Annotated in this window: 24 protein-coding genes; 14 read left to right on the top strand and 10 right to left on the bottom strand. The window is 57.5% G+C overall.

Going from position 1 to position 18918, the window contains the following annotated elements; genetic code table 11:
* Positions 1–47 precede the first annotated feature (47 nt).
* From BMX99_RS10360 to napE, 6 genes are read right to left on the bottom strand one after another with little or no spacing between them, the layout of a single operon-like run.
* A complete protein-coding gene (locus BMX99_RS10360) occupies positions 48–740 on the bottom strand; it encodes a NapC/NirT family cytochrome c (RefSeq protein WP_093450919.1) in 693 nt (230 codons plus the stop codon).
* 1 nt (position 741) lies between these two features.
* Positions 742–1200: a nitrate reductase cytochrome c-type subunit gene (locus BMX99_RS10355; protein ID WP_093450916.1), complete on the bottom strand. Its 459-nt coding sequence runs from the start codon at positions 1198–1200 to the stop codon at positions 742–744.
* The gene (napA, locus tag BMX99_RS10350) at positions 1200–3707 is read right to left on the bottom strand and encodes a periplasmic nitrate reductase subunit alpha (protein ID WP_093450913.1); all 2508 of its coding nucleotides are present in this window, start codon (positions 3705–3707) and stop codon (positions 1200–1202) included. Before napA ends, BMX99_RS10355 begins: the two co-directional genes overlap by 1 nt.
* Positions 3692–3967: a chaperone NapD gene (locus BMX99_RS10345; protein WP_093450910.1), complete on the bottom strand. Its 276-nt coding sequence runs from the start codon at positions 3965–3967 to the stop codon at positions 3692–3694. The genes napA and BMX99_RS10345 overlap by 16 nt, the downstream gene beginning before the upstream one ends.
* Positions 3960–4451: a ferredoxin-type protein NapF gene (locus tag BMX99_RS20080; protein WP_093450907.1), complete on the bottom strand. Its 492-nt coding sequence runs from the start codon at positions 4449–4451 to the stop codon at positions 3960–3962. Before BMX99_RS20080 ends, BMX99_RS10345 begins: the two co-directional genes overlap by 8 nt.
* Before the next feature lie 6 nt (positions 4452–4457).
* Positions 4458–4646 carry a periplasmic nitrate reductase, NapE protein gene (napE, locus tag BMX99_RS10335; RefSeq protein ID WP_093451353.1) on the bottom strand — a complete coding sequence of 63 codons (189 nt, stop codon included), beginning with the start codon at positions 4644–4646 and terminating at the stop codon, positions 4458–4460.
* Positions 4647–5659: 1013 nt separating this feature from the next.
* On the opposite strand from napE, the gene rnk reads away from it, so the two are divergent.
* Both rnk and BMX99_RS10320 read left to right on the top strand, forming a co-directional pair.
* Positions 5660–6100 carry a nucleoside diphosphate kinase regulator gene (gene rnk / locus BMX99_RS10325; protein ID WP_093450901.1) on the top strand — a complete coding sequence of 147 codons (441 nt, stop codon included), beginning with the start codon at positions 5660–5662 and terminating at the stop codon, positions 6098–6100.
* Between the two features lie 370 nt (positions 6101–6470).
* Positions 6471–7490: a mechanosensitive ion channel family protein gene (locus tag BMX99_RS10320; protein WP_244525518.1), complete on the top strand. Its 1020-nt coding sequence runs from the start codon at positions 6471–6473 to the stop codon at positions 7488–7490.
* A 611-nt stretch (positions 7491–8101) separates the two neighbouring features.
* On the opposite strand, the gene BMX99_RS10315 is transcribed toward BMX99_RS10320, so the two are convergent.
* Positions 8102–8371 (bottom strand): DUF6522 family protein, encoded by a 270-nt coding sequence (locus BMX99_RS10315; protein ID WP_093450898.1) that lies wholly within the window; start codon positions 8369–8371, stop codon positions 8102–8104.
* A gap of 189 nt (positions 8372–8560) precedes the next feature.
* Here BMX99_RS10315 and BMX99_RS10310 point away from each other — a divergent pair, with 189 nt between their 5' ends.
* The 9 genes from BMX99_RS10310 to BMX99_RS10275 all read left to right on the top strand — a co-directional run bounded on the left by BMX99_RS10310 (position 8561) and on the right by BMX99_RS10275 (position 14114).
* On the top strand, positions 8561–8977 hold the full coding sequence (locus tag BMX99_RS10310) for a group III truncated hemoglobin (RefSeq protein ID WP_093450896.1): 417 nt from the start codon (positions 8561–8563) through the stop codon (positions 8975–8977).
* Positions 8928–9347 (top strand): DUF488 domain-containing protein, encoded by a 420-nt coding sequence (locus BMX99_RS10305; RefSeq protein WP_322788139.1) that lies wholly within the window; start codon positions 8928–8930, stop codon positions 9345–9347. The genes BMX99_RS10310 and BMX99_RS10305 overlap by 50 nt, the downstream gene beginning before the upstream one ends.
* Positions 9348–9411: 64 nt before the next feature.
* Entirely contained in the window at positions 9412–9594 is a 183-nt protein-coding gene (gene ccoS, locus BMX99_RS10300) for a cbb3-type cytochrome oxidase assembly protein CcoS (protein ID WP_093450891.1), read from the top strand.
* Between the two features lies 1 nt (position 9595).
* Complete coding sequence (ccoN, locus tag BMX99_RS10295; protein WP_093450889.1) at positions 9596–11248, top strand: cytochrome-c oxidase, cbb3-type subunit I; 1653 nt, start codon at positions 9596–9598, stop codon at positions 11246–11248.
* Positions 11249–11252: 4 nt separating this feature from the next.
* A complete protein-coding gene (ccoO, locus tag BMX99_RS10290; RefSeq protein ID WP_244525517.1) occupies positions 11253–12029 on the top strand; it encodes a cytochrome-c oxidase, cbb3-type subunit II in 777 nt (258 codons plus the stop codon).
* Positions 12030–12033: 4 nt separating this feature from the next.
* The gene (locus tag BMX99_RS10285; RefSeq protein WP_093450887.1) at positions 12034–12204 is read left to right on the top strand and encodes a cbb3-type cytochrome c oxidase subunit 3; all 171 of its coding nucleotides are present in this window, start codon (positions 12034–12036) and stop codon (positions 12202–12204) included.
* Entirely contained in the window at positions 12195–13076 is an 882-nt protein-coding gene (gene ccoP, locus BMX99_RS10280) for a cytochrome-c oxidase, cbb3-type subunit III (RefSeq protein ID WP_093450884.1), read from the top strand. Before BMX99_RS10285 ends, ccoP begins: the two co-directional genes overlap by 10 nt.
* Positions 13066–13239, top strand: a complete 174-nt coding sequence (locus BMX99_RS19670; RefSeq protein ID WP_170848702.1) for a hypothetical protein — start codon at positions 13066–13068, stop codon at positions 13237–13239. Before ccoP ends, BMX99_RS19670 begins: the two co-directional genes overlap by 11 nt.
* Positions 13233–14114, top strand: a complete 882-nt coding sequence (locus tag BMX99_RS10275) for a DUF2189 domain-containing protein (RefSeq protein ID WP_212632861.1) — start codon at positions 13233–13235, stop codon at positions 14112–14114. Before BMX99_RS19670 ends, BMX99_RS10275 begins: the two co-directional genes overlap by 7 nt.
* Positions 14115–14263: 149 nt before the next feature.
* Here the strand turns inward: BMX99_RS10275 and BMX99_RS10270 are convergent, their stop codons facing one another.
* Both BMX99_RS10270 and BMX99_RS10265 read right to left on the bottom strand, forming a co-directional pair.
* Positions 14264–14692 (bottom strand): PAS domain-containing protein, encoded by a 429-nt coding sequence (locus tag BMX99_RS10270; RefSeq protein WP_212632860.1) that lies wholly within the window; start codon positions 14690–14692, stop codon positions 14264–14266.
* Positions 14685–15386 carry a 5-formyltetrahydrofolate cyclo-ligase gene (locus BMX99_RS10265; protein WP_093450880.1) on the bottom strand — a complete coding sequence of 234 codons (702 nt, stop codon included), beginning with the start codon at positions 15384–15386 and terminating at the stop codon, positions 14685–14687. Before BMX99_RS10265 ends, BMX99_RS10270 begins: the two co-directional genes overlap by 8 nt.
* Positions 15387–15507: 121 nt before the next feature.
* On the opposite strand from BMX99_RS10265, the gene BMX99_RS10260 reads away from it, so the two are divergent.
* A complete protein-coding gene (locus BMX99_RS10260; RefSeq protein WP_093450877.1) occupies positions 15508–15918 on the top strand; it encodes an Rrf2 family transcriptional regulator in 411 nt (136 codons plus the stop codon).
* A gap of 142 nt (positions 15919–16060) precedes the next feature.
* On the top strand, positions 16061–17008 hold the full coding sequence (locus BMX99_RS10255; protein ID WP_244525516.1) for a DMT family transporter: 948 nt from the start codon (positions 16061–16063) through the stop codon (positions 17006–17008).
* Here the strand turns inward: BMX99_RS10255 and BMX99_RS10250 are convergent.
* Positions 17005–17676, bottom strand: coding sequence for a FadR/GntR family transcriptional regulator (locus BMX99_RS10250; RefSeq protein ID WP_244525515.1), 672 nt, complete (start codon positions 17674–17676; stop codon positions 17005–17007). The genes BMX99_RS10255 and BMX99_RS10250 overlap by 4 nt on opposite strands.
* 118 nt (positions 17677–17794) lie before the next feature.
* On the opposite strand from BMX99_RS10250, the gene BMX99_RS10245 reads away from it, so the two are divergent.
* Positions 17795–18544, top strand: coding sequence for a sulfite exporter TauE/SafE family protein (locus tag BMX99_RS10245; protein ID WP_093451336.1), 750 nt, complete (start codon positions 17795–17797; stop codon positions 18542–18544).
* The last annotated feature ends 374 nt before the right edge of the window (positions 18545–18918 follow it).

Raw genomic sequence — 18918 nt, 5'->3', positions numbered from 1 at the left:
GCATCCCTGCGGCTGCTGTCTTTGCGCTTCAGCAAACTCGCGAGGCTTCAGTCGCCGATCTGCCGTTCCATAAGAAAACTCTGGATCTCCTCCGCCGGTGAAAGACCGGGCTGCGTCTCGCCCTGAAGTTCCTTTGGCACGGTCCAGCCCGGTTCGACGCCGGTCATGTCCGGGAGCTCGTGCGCGATGCCCTTGTGACAATCGATGCAGGTTCGCTGACCGGACAGCAGGTATTCGGTGTGGATCTCCGCCGCGCGCGGAGATTGGCGGCTGAGGTCCATCGCCACTTCTGAATGGCAGTTCCGGCATTCAAGGCTGTCGTTGGCCTTCAGCCGCGACCATTCACGCTTCGCCATGACCAATCGGTGTTCCAGGAACTTCTGGCGGGTATCGATGGTCCCGAAGATCTTGCCCCAGACCTCTTTCGACGCCTGCATCTTGCGGGCGATCTTGTCGGTCCATTCGTGCGGCACGTGGCAGTCGGGACACCCTGCCCTTACCCCGGACCGATTAGAGAAATGGACGGTGTGCGACAGCTCTTCGAAGACGTTATCCCGCATCTCGTGGCAGGAGACGCAAAAGTCCTCGGTGTTGGTGTATTCGAGCGCAGTGTTGAAACCGCCCCAGAAGATCACCCCGCCAACGAACCCGCCCAGAGTCAGGAACCCGAGCCCGAGCGTTCCGGCAGGGGTCCAAAGGACGTCCCAGAACCAGCGGAAAGGGGCAAATATCCAGCGCATATCACTCGCTCCCCGCGCCGGACGCACCCATTTCGGACATGTCCGTGAAGGTATTCCCAATCAGGGCCGACGTATCGGCCTGCGGCACATGGCACTGGGTGCAGAAATACCGACGAGGGGACACGTCGGCGAGCATCTGAGCGTCGCGCGTCATGTAATGCGTGATCGAGATCATCGGGGCCCCGGACCCGAGTGAATGTTCGCGTTTATGGCAGGACATGCAGCGGTTCGCATTGACCGACAGCTGGTAACCCTCGATCGAATGCGGGATCACCGGCGGCTGTTCTGGATAAGCCCGCATCTGGCGCACGTCGTCGGTCACATAGCGTTCCAACGGGGCGGCTGGCACAGGCTCCATCGGGTTGGGGGACGGTCCGGAAAGCTCCGGCACGTTCTGAGCCAGAACGAAGGTCGCCGTAAGGCAGGCGCCGAGGATAGTGGGAAGGCGAAGATGTCTCATCAGACCTTCTCCACGCGCACAGCGCATTTCTTGAAGTCCGTCTGTTTCGATATCGGGTCAGTCGCATCCAGCGTCACCTTGTTGATCAGCTGGCTGGCGTCGAACCACGGCACGAAGATCACGCCAGGCGGCATCCGGTTTCGACCGCGTGTTTCGACCCGACTGCGTATCTCCCCCCGGCGTGAGATCACCCGCACCTCCATCCCTTGGTTCAGCCCGCGTTCCCTTGCGTCGATCGCGTTCATGAAGACCTTGGCCCCCGGAAACGCCTTGTAGAGCTCGGGCACGCGCATCGTCATCGACCCGGAATGCCAGTGTTCCAGCACCCGGCCCGTCACCAGCCACATGTTGAACTCGTCGTCCGGACTTTCCGCCGGCGGCTCGTAGGGAACCGCGATGATGACGGCCCGGCCGTCGGGCTTTCCGTAGAACTCCCAACCGCTGCCTGGCGTCACATAAGGATCATAGCCTTCCTTGAAGCGCCACTTTGTCTCCTCCCCATCAACGACCGGCCAGCGCAGCCCGCGCACCTCGTCGCTTTGGTAGGTGTCGTAGGGCGCCAGATCATGGCCGTGACCGCGCCCGAAGGCGGCGTATTCCTCGAACAGACCCTTCTGGAGGTAGAAACCGAAATCCTTCGCCTCCTGGTTTTCGTAATCGTCGCGCACCTCATCCAGGGGGAAGGCATCGACCTGACCATTGGCAAAGCAGACATCGTAGAGCGTTTTCCCCCGGTATTCAGGATGCGCATCGAGGATTTCGGCCGGCCAGATCTCGTCTGTCGTGAAGCGTTTCGAGAACTCGACCAGTTGCCAGAGGTCCGACCGCGCCTCACCCGGCGCATCGACCAGCTGGTGCCAGGCATGTGTCCGGCGTTCAGCATTGCCGTAGACGCCTTCCTTCTCAACCCACATGGCGGCGGGCAGGATGATATCGGCGGCCATGGCGGTAACTGTCGGATAGGCGTCGGAGACCACGATCATATTGTCGGGGTTCCGGTAGCCCTGGTAGGTCTCGTTCTGCGAGTTGGGTGCCGCTTGCAGGTTGTTGTTCACCTGCACCCAGTAGAAATTCAGCACGCCGTCCTTCAGCATCCGGTCCTGAAGCACCGCATGGAACCCCGGCTTGGTATTCAGCAGGCCGTGTGGCAGCTTCCAAAGCTCCTCCGCGTGGTGCACATGCTCCGGGTTGGTCACCACCATGTCCGCAGGCAGACGGTGCGCGAAGGTCCCAACCTCTCGCGCCGTGCCGCAGGCCGAGGGCTGACCAGTGAGCGAAAAAGGTGAATTGCCCGGCTCGGAGATCTTCCCGGTTAGAAGATGGATGTTGTAGACCATCTGGTTCGCCCAGACGCCGCGGACGTGCTGGTTGAAGCCCATGGTCCAGAGTGACATGACCTTGGTGTCCGGGTCGGCATAAAGCTCGGCCAGTTCTTCCAGAAATCCCGGCTCGACCCCCGACAGGTCGCTGACGTATTCGAGCGTGTAGGTCGAGACATGCTCCTTGAACGCTTCGAAGTCCGACGGTTCCATCAGCCCTGCATTGGCCGCGCCCGTCGCAGCCTGCTGACGCGGGTCCTCGTCGCGCAGGCCGTAGCCGATGTCCGTCTGCCCCTTCATGAAGGTGGTGTGCTTGCCGACGAACTCCTCGTTCACGCGGCCGGTCTGGATGATGTGGTTGGCAATGTAGTTCAGGATCGCCAGATCGGTGCCCGGCTTGAACACCATGGGGATGTCGGCAAGGTCCATGGACCTATGCGTGAAGGTCGACAGCACCGCGCACTTCACGCCGGGCGTGCCGAGCCTACGGTCAGCCAGGCGGGTCCAGAGGATCGGGTGCATCTCGGCCATGTTGGAGCCCCAGAGCACGAAGGCATCCGCATGTTCGAAATCGTCGTAGCAGCCCATGGGCTCGTCGATGCCGAAGGTCCGCATGAAAGCAACGGCAGCAGAGGCCATGCAATGCCGCGCGTTCGGATCAAGGTTGTTCGACCGGAACCCCGCCCGCATCAGCTTGGTCGCGGCGTAGCCTTCCAGCACGGTCCACTGGCCGGAGCCAAACATACCGATGCTCTCCGGCCCCTTCTCCTTGAGCTGCTTTTTGACCCGCTCGGCCATCACGTCGAAGGCCTCGTCCCATGTAACCGGCTCGAATTCGCCGTTCTTGTCGAATTCACCGTTTGTCTTGCGCATGAGCGGCGTGGTCAGGCGGTCCTCGCCATACATGATCTTGGACAGGAAGTAGCCCTTCACGCAGTTGAGGCCGCGGTTGACCTCATGCTGCATGTCCCCGTGCGTGGCGACGACCTTGCCCTCCTTCACGCCGACCATCACGCCACAGCCGGTGCCGCAGAACCGGCAGGGCGCCTTGGACCACTTGATCTTCAGGGCTTCGACACCGCCTGGAACCGGTTGTGCAAGCGCATCATGCGGAATCCCTGCGGCGGATGCGGCGAGCGCAGCCGCCTGTGCCTTCAGAAGCTGACGTCGATTCAGGTCGAGTGGCATATTGGCTCCTCCGTTTCGTCGGGGTCTTCTGCGTGTTCGAAAACCATGTTCGCCACGAGCACGCCGGGCATGAGATTTATCTCGGTCAGCCGGTCCCCCAGTTGGCCGGTGCTGCCACCCTCGATCGTGATGATCAGCCGGGTCGCATCGCCACCGTGGATTTCCACCCCTTCCAGGCTCATGAGACTGTCTGCAACGGCATCGCGTTGCGTGTCCCTGACGCTCACGACAGCGGACGAGACGTGCCAGCGCTCAGGCATCGGCGGGCTCCTTTCTCACGGCATGAATGGCATCTGCCGGGCACGGTGCGACGCAAGCGCCGCAGCCCGTGCAGGCCGACTGGTTAAGGACCGGCAGGAAAGGCCCACCGATCCGCGGTTGCATAGAAATGGCCTCCTCGGGACAGGCGTCCCGGCATGACATGCAGGTGATACCGGCCTGCACAAAGCAATCGTTCGAAATCACGAACGTGTGGGACATGCGAAGATCCGTCGCAAAAACCGGCTCCTCGCAAACCTCCGCGCAGGTGCCGCAGAAGGTGCATTCACCCCGATCCGGTAAAAGGACCACACCGTCATCGGCAAGGCCGAGAACCCCCTCCGGGCAAGCCGAGACACAATCCCCGCAGCGCGTGCATTCACCAAGCGACGCCACGGTCACACCTGGCGGCCTCGGCCTGAAATCAGCCGGTCGAGGAGACCCTTTCAGAAGTTGGCGGCGGGATATGCTGGCTTGGGCTGGCATTCAGGATCAATGCCCGAGGGGACCCGGTGGGCCGGCGATGATCTGATACATCCAGACAAGAAAGCCATAACCGCCGACAACGCCCACGGCTACAATCGGCCATATGCCAAATGCGAGCACGAAGAACCTGAATAATTCTTGCCGCCTGTTAAGGATTTGAGGGCCATCTGGCGGATTGTTGCTGCTATCTATCATTATGCCCCTGCGATACTCGCCGCGATGCGAAAGCCAGATCGATCCGGCCGATGCACGGTCTTGGAACTGTTGAAGCAAGCGCTCCATGAATCAGCATCTTTGATGCATATTGGCAGCTCTGCATGGCATCACGCAACCGTGAGGCGATGGAAAACTCAAAATGAGCGGAAACCATCTGGATGGTCTCTCACGCTCAACGATCAAGAAAGAAGAGATCTGAGCACCATCAATCGGCCATAGCTTTACGAGCCTCAGTCAATGAAAAGTTCCTCGATCTGCCGGGCGAGAAGCCGCTGATGGCGGCGTTGACTTACTGGGCGCGGAGTCTACGCTGGGTGGCATGGTCAAGCATGAGAATCATTTTCGGTTTCAGCTTCTGAACCGCCCGGTCCCCCGGGCGGTCCGCGCATAGTCGCGTCCACGACCAACCGGGGCATCTCAAACAAATGCAACTTGAGATCGAGGGCTTTAGCGCCCCGGGAGAAATGGCATGTTCAACGCCCCCATACCCAAGCCGAGCCACTATGAGACTTTTCGCCAACGTGTGCGTCGTGCCACGAGCCGTCGGGGGTATTTCCTGACAACCAAGGACAGACGTGGGATTCAGACCTTGCTTGACACACAGGGGACGCGCTTCGCCGCAAACCCACCGATGCTCCAGGGCTTTCTGCGACACAAGCTCAGGATTTCGGCGCATGTCGACGAGCCTGTCCCATCGGATCTGGCCATTTCAGGTCGACTGGTATCCTACATGATCAGCGGAGAGGGTGCCCGTAGCGGCGTCCTAAGTCTGGACCCACTCCCGCACCCGGGAAACATTCTCGTCACATCTCTGTTGGGAGCTACGCTTATCGGCATGCGGGCCCTCCAAAAGGTCCCCCTGCTTCGGGAAGACGGCCAGATCGACACAGTGGTCGTGCTCGACGTCAGTCCAAACGCGACCTGATCCAGATAGTATTAGAAGAACCAATTTTCAGACTCCGCACATCTCTGTCGCGGCGAAGGAGAAACCAATGAACAAACCTCTGAGAACGAAGACTGCAACATCTCGCAGACCCAAAGTCGTCCTTGATGAGAGGACACTGAGCCGACTCGAAGCCATGGCTGAAGCCGCTTATTCCCGCAATCCGATGATTGCGGACCTACTGCTGGACGAGCTGGGTCGAGCTCGCATCGTTCCAACACGGAAGGTGCCGAATGATGTCGTCGCAATTGGCCGAAACGTCACGTATCGCGACGAAACAACCGGCGAAGAGAAAACGGTTACGCCCGTATATCCCGAAGACGCCGACATCTCGGTTGGAAAGATATCCGTGATGACCCCCATTGGAGTCGCTCTCATTGGCCTCGCCCAAGGTGCCAAGTTCGCCTGGCAGACCCGCTCGGGCGAGGTCCGGGAACTGTCAATTTTGAACGTGGCGGATGTTGCCTGTGCAGCACCGAATGAGGGCTGAGATGCGACATCAGGCGAGAGGGCTGAACGACGCGCATGTCGCGCCCGGAGGGAGGTTCCAGCGGCATTAGCCACGCTGACACTCCTTCCGGGTCGGAATTCGCGTGTGACTGCACGCCCTACCAAGAACGGAACGACAAGAGTGTCATAATGCGCTTCCTACCAAACACCTGCCCCGCTTGTAAGGAATCCGTGCCGCGTGCCGCCGCCACGCGCTGCCCGAGTTGCCACCACCCTCTACGAGTTCCCAGCACCAGAACTGGGCATCTCTGTGTGAGATGCGGAGAGACTACTGTTCAACCGACGACTTCTGCTGTCTGTCTTTCTTGCCGCAAGCAGCGTCCATCCCGGTTGGCAAAGGAGTTGGTGCAATGATCTGGTCCATCGCGCGCAGATTCACATGGCCACTTGGCATCATGACCAGCGGTGTGCTCATCGGGATCTATCGTCATGAAGTAGAACCATACCTCGGTTTCCGCGTTGAAACCGCCGGTTCACTACTGACCTATATCGGCGTAGCGTGGTTCGGCAGTCGTATTTTCGGCTTTGCCATGGATCACGGACGCTCACAAAATCGCCCCTACCCAAAACTATTCAAAGACTTGATGGCGGTTCTTTTCTTCTTTGCCGCTCTCTTCGCATCAGCTGCATCCATGCTGGAACAAGGATTAGTCGGCGCACTTGCTGGATCAAGCCTTATACTGGCCGTGCTCGGGTTCGCTGTCAGGAACGTCGTGGCAGACACCTTGTCAGGGGTCGCACTTGGCATCGAAGGCCCATACAGGATCGGCGATTGGGTGGACATCGATGAAGCTGCTCGCGGACGAGTCATCGAGATAGGATGGCGAACGACCAGGTTGCTTACTCTTGATTCAACCTACGTCATCCTACCTAACAGTCAGATCGCTCGGCGGCGTATTACGAACTACTCGGCACCCAAGCCGCAATACCGAGCACATGTCTTGGTCAAGCTGTCGCGGGTGGTTTCCGTAGAAATAGCGAAGGGCCTGCTGCTGGAAGCCACCGCTTCAGCGAAGCTCATTAAGTCAGAGCCTGCACCCGACGTGAAGGTAGTGGAACTTGGGCCGGTTACGACGACGTATGCGCTGCGGTTCTGGCTGACGAAATTTGAGACTGATGCCGACAGTCGCGACGAAGTTCTTTCTTATGTGGACAAGGTCTTGAGGCGAGCAAGAGTGCCGGCTCCATCTATGAATGTCGAGTTAGCTGGTTCATCGGAGGATTTTGAAAGCGGTGTCGCGCTTACGACAGAGCTGACCAAACTATTCAAGGTCAACCAAAGCCAGAAAGCGCGATCAGAAGCATCGCATGGCGAAAAACCAAAGCTATGCACTCGTCGACCTCAGATGGCAGCTGGAGACTTCGATTAGGGTTATTGTTCGAGTAACCCCGCTCGAACCCAAAAATGTCGCGGATTGACCGACGGACATACCTATCAGCGTTGCTCCCGCCATAGAGTGGATCGGAACCTCACCAACTGAACTTATAAGGCCGACAGCCAGGAGGCCGTTGCAAACACGCAAGCCATCCAAACTATATCTGACTTGCCTACCAATGGTTGCCAAATTTCCAGGTGCAGGATTGTCGGCGCAACGCGCGACCGACAGCTTTCGACGTAGCAATTGGATCAGCTGGCAAGGATATGTGATGCGCCCTGTATCGGCAAAAGCCAAAAACTGCCTGATATTAAACTGGTCGGTTACTGTGAGCCAGACGTCCTCTTCTCGACGAGAAGTATCAACGTTCTGCGATCTTAGGGAATTCGTAACGTGTATCGGAAGTGTCATTTGCGTCCCCGCTCGGGGCGCAAAACCCCGGTTTCTCAGTGGAGGTTCTTGAGAAATCCCCGGGTGGTCGTTCAGATCAGAACAACACAGACCGCCCGGGGTTACGGGCGGTTCAGAAGCAGAAACCGAAAAATGATCTCAAACTTGATCATGACGGACATGCTTCAATCTGAAAGTCGGGTTGTCAACAAGGTTCACTGTTCGCCCCTGGACGGCACGACTGGAAAGGTGCTTCTCGACAACACCGTTCCATCCGTTGAAACGACGATGCGGAATGCCCGGTCACCTCGGTAGAACGTCATCCTGGAACGTCCCTCGTCTGTGCCGACACCGGTCTCGCAACGGCTGGTGATCATTCCATCACGCATCTCGGCCCGCACCGCCTCTAACGACACCCCAAAAGCATGCGCCAAAAGCTGCGCATCAACCACATATCCTTCTGCGGACAACGACACTTCACTCATTTCCAGCCTCGCTTGCACCACACTCCGGCTCAGAGAGGATCCGCCTGTGCGCTTTCGCCTCGGCCTGCGCCAACAAATTGGTATTTACAATACCTATTAAAGCACATACTCCGTTAAGGCAAAGGCAATCAAGGATGCATTTGGATGGCACATGCACAGACATCCCCTGTCCCATCGATGCGACCAGCCATGACGGCCCGACTTCACGCCGAAACTGGACTGGACGAAGCGGTCTTGCACGAACTTGTTCAAGCGTTCTACGCGAAGGTCAGATCCGACGCCCAACTGGGTCCCATCTTCGAAAGTCGCATTGTCGATTGGGAACCACACCTCGACCGAATGACAGCGTTCTGGTCATCAGTAGCCCTGATGACGGGGCGCTACCATGGCGCGCCGGTTCCCAAGCACATCGGGCTCCCAGTCCGCTGGAGCCACTTTGAACGCTGGCTCAGCCTTTTCCGCGAAACCGCAGTAGAAGTCTGTCCACCCGCCGGGGCCGCGCACGTCATAGAACGGGCCGAGCGGATAGCACGATCTCTGAATATGGCCATCCAAGATGCCGATCGTGATGGCGTGCCCAGCCTTTCGCGAGCTGACAATGGTTGAAACCGCAAGAATTTCGATAGAGCGTGTTTACGATACACCAGTAGACAACTCATGTGCACGTCTATTGGTCGATGGCATATGGCCGCGAGGTGTTTCGAAGGACGAACTCTCGATCGATGCCTGGATCAAGAATGTAGCCCCGAGCGCAAACCTAAGGAAGTGGTTCGACCACGACCGGGAAAAGTGGGGCGAATTTCGAAATCGCTACCTCCATGAACTCGCAGATAACCGAGACGCAGTAGGCGAGTGCCTGGACTGGTGTCGAAAAGGACCGGTCATTCTGCTCTACGCTGCAAAAGACCGCGATCACAATCAGGCTGTGGTTCTTCGGGAATATCTTACGCAACGGCTGAAAAGCACTGACGTGTGACAAGACCGCAGTCGAGCGCATTGCCCGATCGCTTTGCGTCAGGGCGAAGGAAAGGAGCACCAGTATGACAATTCTCTACCTGCTCATCCCGTTGACGATGGCGATGGGAGCCGTCGGTTTACTGACTTTCTTCTGGACGCTGAACAACGGGCAATACGACGACCCACAGGGCGATGCACAGCGAATACTTCAAAGCGAAGACCGCCCTCTTCTGCCGACGGCACGCCCGGACGAGGAGAAACTATAGGATGCTGCAACGCCTCACAATCGCGGAAAGACAGTTGGCGCTTGCCATTTCGATTGCGGTCATTTTAGCAGGTTTGCTGATGGCGGCCGCCGGTAGCGGCGACCCAATGGGACCGCACGGTGCCATCGTAATGTTCGCGGGCGCGATCGTATTTCTTGCTGTTCTTCGTGTAATACAGGACCCTGAACCGCTCGAGGATAGAGCCGAAAATTACTACGACGACCCGACGCGCGTGGGTCTGCTAATATCGCTTGGATGGGCGGTCATCGGGATGGGCATGGGAGTCTGGGTCGCAGCGCAGTTGGCCTGGCCTGACCTTCGCTTCGATGCAGCATGGTCAAGCTTCGGGCGTATCAGGCCAGTGCACACGTCTGGTGTAATCTTCGGCTTCGGTGGCAACGCTTTGATCGCGACATCGTTTCACGTCATGCAACGCACCAGTCGCGCAAGACTTGCTGGCCATGTCGCTCCTTGGTTCGTTCTTCTCGGCTTCAACCTTTTTTGCGTGATAGCAGCTTCAGGCTACCTCATGGGCGTCACTCAATCCAAGGAATACGCCGAGCCCGAATGGTATGCGGACCTTTGGCTCGTCGTGGTCTGGGTCATCTACTTCGTGCTTTATATCAGAACCCTCGCGCGACGGAATGAGCCGCACATCTACGTCGCCAACTGGTATTATCTGGCTTTCATACTCGTTGTGGCAGTCTTGCATATCGTCAACAACCTTGCTGTGCCTGCCAGTTTCGCCGGCGCCAAGAGCTATTCCGCCTTTGCAGGTGTCCAGGATGCGATGACTCAATGGTGGTATGGTCACAACGCCGTGGCCTTCTTCCTGACAGCCGGCTTTCTGGGAATGCTCTACTACTTTTTGCCAAAACGGGCTGAGCGGCCGATCTATTCCTACCGGCTATCGATCCTCTCATTCTGGGGCATCACTTTCTTCTATATCTGGGCAGGGTCGCATCATCTGCACTACACCGCTCTTCCGCAGTGGGTGCAGACCCTTGGCATGACCTTCTCGGTCATGCTGCTCGTGCCCAGCTGGGCCAGCGCAGGAAATGCACTGATGACGCTCAATGGGGCTTGGCACAAGGTGCGAGACGACGCCACGCTGCGCTTTATGATGGTCGCTGCGGTGTTCTACGGCCTGTCGACGTTCGAAGGCTCGTTCATGGCCGTCCGTGCAGTCAACTCTCTGTCGCACTACACCGACTGGACAGTCGGCCATGTTCACGCTGGTGCAATGGGTTGGGTCGCGCTAATCACTTTCGGTTCAATTTACGCAGTTGTGCCGACCCTCTGGCAGCGTGAAACCATGTATTCTTGGAAATTGGTAGAATGGCACTTCTGGCTCGCATTGGCAGGAACGGTCATTTACGTCTTCGCGATGTGGAACAGTGGCATAACCCAGGGGCTGATGTGGCGCACCTACACTGAAAGCGGGACGCTTACCTACTCCTTCACAGACACGTTGGTTGCTATGCATCCCTACTACGTTGCCCGTGCTGCTGGTGGTGCTCTATTTCTGGCAGGGGCAATCCTCGCGGCGATCAATGTCTACCTGACAATCCGTAATGTCCCGCAAAAGCGAACTGAAGGAGACTACCCAACGCCATCGGAAGCCACGGAACCGGCCGTGCCGGTCGCGGAGTAATCGAATGTTTCGCAAAATCCTTTCTCCTTTCGCCCGAATGTTCGAGTTCCAAGCTCGAACCCACTACCGCGCCGAGCGGCACTCGATGGCGTTAACGGTCGGTATCATTCTTGCGGCTGGCGTCGGAGGGTTTGTTGAAATTGCGCCGTTGTTCACGATCGACGAAACTGTCGAAGCAGCACCGGACATGCGGCTATATACGCCTCTCGAACAGGCTGGGCGCGACATATACATCCGAGAAGGGTGCTATGCTTGCCATAGTCAAATGATCCGAACGCTCCAGGACGAGGTGGATCGATACGGCCCGTATTCCCTGGCCGTTGAGTCACAGTATGACCATCCCATGCTCTGGGGCTCCAAACGCACCGGCCCGGATCTGGCCCGCGTCGGTGAGAAATTTTCGGACGAATGGCAGGTCCAGCATCTTATCAATCCGCGGGCAGTCGTGCCGGAATCTGTGATGCCGCAATACGCTTTCCTTCTCGAGAACGAGCTCGATGTTGAGAGCCTTCCTGCTCGACTGCATGCTCTACGCAGAGTCGGCGTGCCATACACCGAGGATCAAATAGACAACGCGGCAATTGATGCACGCGGCCAAGCCCGTCCCGAAACAGAGGCAGCCGACGGGGTTTTCCAGCGTTTCGGTGATGACACCAACGTGCGGTTCTTTGACGGCCGCCGTGATCGCGTTACCGAGATGGATGCGCTCGTCGCGTATTTGCAGATCCTTGGCGGCCTGACTGATTTGCCCTCGCAAACCCGATCTCTGGAAGGAGATTGACACAATGGATATCACCCACGACCTGACAAGTGTCATCGCCAAGTCCTTCGGATTATTCTATCTACTCACCCTCTCGATCGGCATCGCAGCTTACGCATTCTGGCCTTCTCTTGGCAAACGCTTCGAGAGAGCCGCCAACAGTATCCTTGACGATGAGGACGGACCATGTCGGTGAAAGAACGCGATCCGTTGACCGGCCACCAGACTACGGGACACGAGTGGAACGGGATAACCGAACTCAATACACGCGTGCCGCGTGCGATCTGGTTCTTCATCATTGTGACCCATGTATGGGCGTTGTTCTACTGGGTCCTAATGCCCGCCTGGCCGACGGTAAACACCTACACCAAAGGTCTTCTGGGCGTGGACCAACGGCAACAGGTCGAAGCGCGAGTCGCCGCAGCAGATGCCAAGCGCTCCTCCTGGTCTGATCCCATAACTTCGTTGACGCTGGACGAGGTCAGGTCCGACCCCACCTTGATGGCTCATGTCCAGCGAACCGCCCCTGCCCTATTCGGTGACAACTGTGCAGCGTGCCACGGTGCGCAGGCTCAGGGCGGTCCCGGCTACCCCTCTCTCGTGGATCAAGCCTGGCTCTGGGGAGCGGACGATGAGACGGTTCTGGAAACCCTCCGGGTTGGCATCAATGCGCCACACCCTGAATCTCGTTTTTCACAGATGATGGCATTTGGGCGAGATGGCCTATTAGACCGTGAACAGATCCGCATTGCCGCCGACTACGTGCAATCTCTGTCCCGACCAGCTGAAGAAATCAATGCGGACCGGCTCGCTGCTGGTGCCACACTCTTTGAGGAAAATTGCGCCAGCTGTCACGGCGAGGATGGCACAGGGTCTCAGGACCTCGGGGCACCCGATCTGACAGACGAGCACTGGATCTACGGCGGAGATGAAAAATCGATTTTTAATACGATTTTCCACGGCCGCCAAGGCTGGATGCCGGCTTGGGAACAGCGCCTGAGCGAAACGGAGCGGCGCATACTGACCATCTACCTTGGTCAACTGAAGGAGACGCACCATGACGACTGACAGGACACGAATGTGGCTCACACTCGGTGCACTGACGATCATTTCGGTCTTCGTCCTTGCCAACACCCATCTTTTGAAGGTTTCACTGGCGTCGCAGCCCGCATGCATTGCCGCTGAGACAGAAGGTGCCGCGACGTATCGCGCGGCAAAACCGTCATGCTGAGCGACAAGCTTGCCCCTCCTCCGCCTGACAATCCACACGATGCGGGAATGATCCCTAAAGTCGTTCCACCTTTGCCACGCCAGAGCAGCCATGCCCGCAATCTGCCTTGGCGCACTGCTTTTTCATGGGTCAGTTCCGGGTGGCGCGACCTGTGGACCAATCCAATCCCCAGTCTCGCATATGGTTTCGGAGTGTTCCTTTTATCAGCGCTCGTGGTCTGGTGCCTTTTCCAGCTGGACTTCGACTATGCGCTGCTTCCTGCTCTTTCTGGTTTCATGGTGCTCGGACCACTCATCGCCAGCGGCCTATACGAAAAGAGCCGAAGGTTGGAGGTAGGTGACACAACGAGGTTCGCAGGGATGCTCCTTGTCCGACCACGGTCGGCTCGTGCTGGCTTCATGATGGGAGTTTTGCTACTCGGGCTCTTCCTACTTTGGATGCGCGCCGCCGTTTTGATCTATGCGCTGTTCTTCGGCATGGTCGCTTTCCCCGGCATAATGGAAATCCTACCAATGTTGTTTCTCACTCCGATCGGATGGAGCCTGCTGATGGTGGGGTGTATCGTCGGTGCACTATTCGCAGCTTTCGCTTTCGCCATTAGTGCCTTCGCTTTTCCCATGCTCTTGACCGAACGAACAGATGCTATGTCAGCACTTGGCATCAGCATGGCTATGGTCTGGAATAATTTGTCAGTGATGCTGGCGTGGGGTGCGATCGTGGTCGTGTTGTTCGCCGCATCCGTTCTCACATTTGGGCTTGCTCTGATCATCATCTTCCCACTCCTTGGACACGCTACCTGGCACAGCTATCGTGAGATACGAGGTCGCGAAGAAGTGGAGCATGATGATGATCGAATGTTCGTGCGACCGGCGTGAGTGCTCCACCTGCTTTTTGGGAGCCCTTCGCCAAAAAAGCATCAGCCGCAGTTCCCGGGTAACGTCTCGGAGATCTTACGGCGCGGTAGCCTCGCACTAACTTACACCCGAACGTCATGAACTTTTGAACCTGTCGTAATTTATTGCGTTCAATTTTTGACAGCTCGCAAAGCATTACGAAGCGCCTTCCGCTCCTCGAATTCACCAGTCACATCTCGCATTATAGCGGCGATCATTTTTATTTGCCCGTCGTTATCGAAAATCGGCATAATCGAGAACTGAACCGATATCTGAACGCCGTCCTTACGGGTCGCGGGAACCGACAGAAGGTCGCCGGCACCATAACGTGTCCGACCTGTCTTCATTGTTTGCTCATAGCCTTCCCAATGACGGGCACGAAGCCTTTCCGGCGTAATGATGTCGAGTGACTGACCAATTGCCTCCGACGCTGCGAAGTCGAAGATCCGCTCAGCACCCTCGTTCCAGAAGCGAATGATACCATCCCTGTCGGAAACGACGAGTGCGTCCGGCATTCCTTCAATGAGAGCGCTTGCCAATGCCTGCTTCTCTTCACTCACGTTCGAACTCCCTTCCTGCCTCAGTTATGATCGCGTCGAGAGGTATGTCATGTGGTTGGGGGAAAATTGTGGAGACATGTGCCGAGGAGAACCCAACGCCAATACTCAATGGCTTAGGCAGTGTGGCACCGAGGGTCCGGTCGAAATATCCCCCGCCGTATCCCAAACGATAGCCTTCAGCGTCCCAGCCAACCAAGGGTGCGATGACGATCTGAGGGTGCAGCTCAGGTTCGGAGGCTGATGGAACCGGTATATTCCAGCGCCCTCTCGTCATGCGCGTAGTCGGACACCATTCCCTGAAGACGAGCGGCCCGGCCTTCCGGACAACGACAGGCAAAGCAATCTGCCAGCCCTGCCCATGCAGATCATGCATGAGCAAGCGCAGGTCCGGCTCGCCTTTAATCGGCCAAAATAGGCTTACGATTTTGTCGGTTGCCGTAGAACGCTGTTCTGCAAGCAGCTCGGTAAGATGAGTAGTGAGGGCTTCCGCTACGTATTGCTTGTTCTGTGAGCGCATTGCCTTTCGCTCATTCAGAAGGCGCTTGCGCTCGGCTACACGCCATCTGGCCACATCTCGCGCCTGTTGCGGGTCCACAGCCAAGGGATCGAAGTAGTCCGGTGCGACTTCTCCTGCCAAGCATGGGGGAGAAGAGAAACCGCCGACACACTTGAAGCCTTCAAAGTCATCAGTCATCGTGATTTCCTTAAAAATCCAAATGCCACACGGCACAGATGGTCGCATTCAACTGATCTGATACATATATTAGCGTGGATGACTCGAATAGACACCTAAAATACCAATTCATGGATGTAGGATGCGTTTGACCTCTTTCACCGATTATGGGCTGCGCATGCTGATGCGGATGGGCAGTGCTCCGGAGCGCGCGTTCTCCACCGCTGAGCTCGCTCAGGAGTTCCAACTCTCGCGCAACCATCTGACCAAGATCATGCAAAAGCTCGCGGGTGCCGGGTTGGTTCAGACACGACGTGGCGGCGGCGGAGGAGCAAGGCTTGCCCGACCACCAGAGGAGATCCGATTGGGTGACATCGTCCGGCTACTGGAAGAAGGTCAGGCTCTGGTCGAGTGTTTTGAGCCTTCGGGTGGCGATTGCACAATAGATGGAGGGTGCCGCTTGAAGTCACGGCTCCGGGTGGCGGAAATGGGCTTTATCGACAACCTGAACCGGTCAACACTCGCGGATATCGCCCTCACTCCGATTGAGTGACATTGACGACGGCCATTGACCCACCAAGGCCGAAGCAATAAGTCCGCCTCACGGGGTGATGGCGTCATCCCGTTTCCCATTCAGACCGTCCTGGACGCCCGGACCTGTTCGCGCATCGTTGCCGATGCAGAGGAGGTTTTTCATGGCTTTTTTAGATGCTGTTTCCACACGCGAAATCGATATGGATAAGCGCCTCGGTATGCTCGCGATGTGCCTCGCTATGGTGTTCCTGCCAATCGGGGATGCGATCTCAAAATCACTGACAGCCTATGCCGCCCCCTTCGAGGTGACCGTATGGCGAACGGTCGCCCAAGCGGCATTCTTCTTGCCAGGAGCCGTGTTACTACGCCGTCATTTTCGTGGTTCGATCCTATCGCTCGGATCGCTGTTGTCCGCGTGCCTGATCTTGACAGTGACACTATCTTTGATCACCGCCTTTGCATCGATGCCGATCGCGACGGCCATCGCCATCTTTTTCGTAGAGCCATTGCTGCTCACGCTACTCGCAGGTCCTTTTCTGGGAGAGGTTCCCGGATGGCGTCGCTATGCCGCTGTAGGCGTTGGCCTCATCGGCGCTCTTGTGGTGATACGGCCGAATTTCGCCACCTTCGGCCCGGTCGTTCTACTGCCGCTACTGGCAGCGCTCGCCTATGCCATGAACATGATCGTCATGCGAAAATCCACGCGAACAAGATCCGCGCTAAGCTTCCAGTTTGGTGCTTCGATGATCGCAGGAGGTCTTTCGCTGCTTGCGGTCTTGCTGGCGCAGGGGCTCGATATTGACACAACAGGCCTCGCCACCCTTCCTGAATGGGGGCCGTGGGCATTGGCTTCTGCGGGTGCGCTTGCTCTTGTGACCTTCATGATGATCACCTTCGCATTCAGCAAAGTCGAGGCGAGCCTTCTCGCGCCGTTCCAGTATCTTGAGATCGTAGGGGCAACTGCGGTTGGCTACCTGTTCTTCAATGAAGTCCCTGATGGAATGACCCTATTCGGAACGGCGATCATTCTCACATCGGGAGCATACGTGTTCTATCGCGAACGTGTTCGCGGCGTAGACGGCGCGGCCACCCGCCCAAGTGAGCGTTAAGGCAACACACCGGTTCCATCGCTACCGCGACGCATAGCAGTGGCGATGGTTTCCAGATGGTCGCGCATCGATCTTTCGGCAGAATCCGGATCGCGATCAAAGATGTTCTGCACCACCTGAGAATGCTGCTCGCTGTGTAACCCAACAAACTCACCAACACCAAGCCGCCTATAGGTCTGGTCCCATTCTCTCTGCCAGGCGGCTCTCCGGCGAGCGTCAGCAAGGTGGTCGAGAAGCCCGACGAGTATTGGGTTTGCAGCGACTTCGGCGACACCGTGATGAAACCTGGCATCCGCCGCCTCAGCAACTGAGCGAGTCGCCACGGCACGCCCCGCGTCCACCAGCTTTTCCAGATAGCGGGCATCTGCCCGGGTAGCACAGCGCGCGGCCTCCGCAGCGATGGCAGGCTCAATCATCAGCCTCGCCTTCATCAGCTGCTCGGGCGAGACGGCATGGAGAAGCACCGTTTCCCGCACGGGATGTCCCAGAGGAGCTCGCCCGCGAAAGGTGCCCTTGCCGACCTTACGCCAGACCTCGCCTTCTGTTTCGAGCCGAGCCAGCGCGAATCTAACCGTTTGTCGGCTACTTCCAAGCATAGAGGCAAGGGCTCGTTCAGTGGGAAGCTGGTCGCCCGGGTGCGGCGCGGCTGTTTCTATCAGTTCGCGCATCCGGGTCAGCGCCGCGTCTTTAGTCCACCGTATCATGATATCCCCACAGACCAATTTGCAGACCAAAACACAAATAGGCAACACCCGTCTCGTGATTCTCGTTCTCGGAAACTACCCCATGCTCACAACTCTGGTCCTAATCATCGCTGGCCTGGCAGCCGGGGCTTTGAACGCCGTTGCCGGCGGGGGCACATTTCTCTCTTTTCCAGCTTTGGTGTGGGCAGGCATTCCTCCCATCATGGCTAACGCGACGGCGACACTGGCAGCGCTGCCTGGTTACATTAGCAGCGCCTGGGCCTTCAGAGATGATATTCATGCCAGCGACAGCCTTCCCTTGCTCATGGTCATTGCCATCGCATCCCTTGGCGGCGGCTTGGGCGCAGCCCTTCTGCTTGCTACACCCGGAACCGTTTTCGAGGGGATTGTTCCTTGGCTACTGGCTTTCGCAACTGTGATCTTTGCCCTTGGCCCTCGTATCACGGCCTCCATGCGAAGGCGCGGTCGCGCCAAGACAGGTCTTGGCGCTGCGACGATTGTTCTGCTTCTCGTCGCAACATACGGTGGCTACTTCAACGGAGGCGTCGGGATATTGTTACTCGCTGCGATGGGGCTGATCGGGCTTACCAACTTGAACGAAATGAACGGCCTCAAGAACCTGGTGTCCTCAATTCTCTCGCTCGTCTCGGTCATCGTCTACATCGGCGCGGGTTTGATCGCGTGGCAGCACGCGCTTGTTTTGGGCCTCGCTTGTGCATCCGGCGGTTACCTCGGTGCAACTATGTCACGGCGAATAAGAAATCCTACTCTACTCAGAGCTTTCATCACCGTGGTCGGAATTACGATGACCATTGTTTTCTTTTTACAATAGGTTGGAGCTTACGAGTATGGCTGAGGGAGAAAGCAGCACCGCGTCTTGATCACCTTGGTTTCGAAGATCGGTGAACGGAATTCGCAGAAGATACTTCGCTCACTGGTCAGCCGATACACTGTGCCCCATAAAGCCCCCCCGTCGGCTGAGGACCTTGGCCAGACGGATGTCGATATCCTTCGGTTCGAGAACGGCAAAATTGTCGAGACTTGTGACCTCCGCGAAAGCTTGCCGGGAACGGCAGCACCAATATCTGACGACAGGGCATGGCAAACGTGCCCACCAACGCCCGCGACCTCAATCGGGCGCGAACCACGATCCTACGGCTTTGACCCAATGGCGGCATTCACCGGTGCGCGCGAGGTCGCGAGGCT

It is taken from the genome of Pseudooceanicola nitratireducens (genome assembly GCF_900109195.1).
Classification (GTDB): Bacteria; Pseudomonadota; Alphaproteobacteria; order Rhodobacterales; family Rhodobacteraceae; genus Pseudooceanicola; species Pseudooceanicola nitratireducens.
Note: the sequence above shows the minus strand (reverse complement) of the source record. Positions and strands in the feature narration are given on the sequence as shown.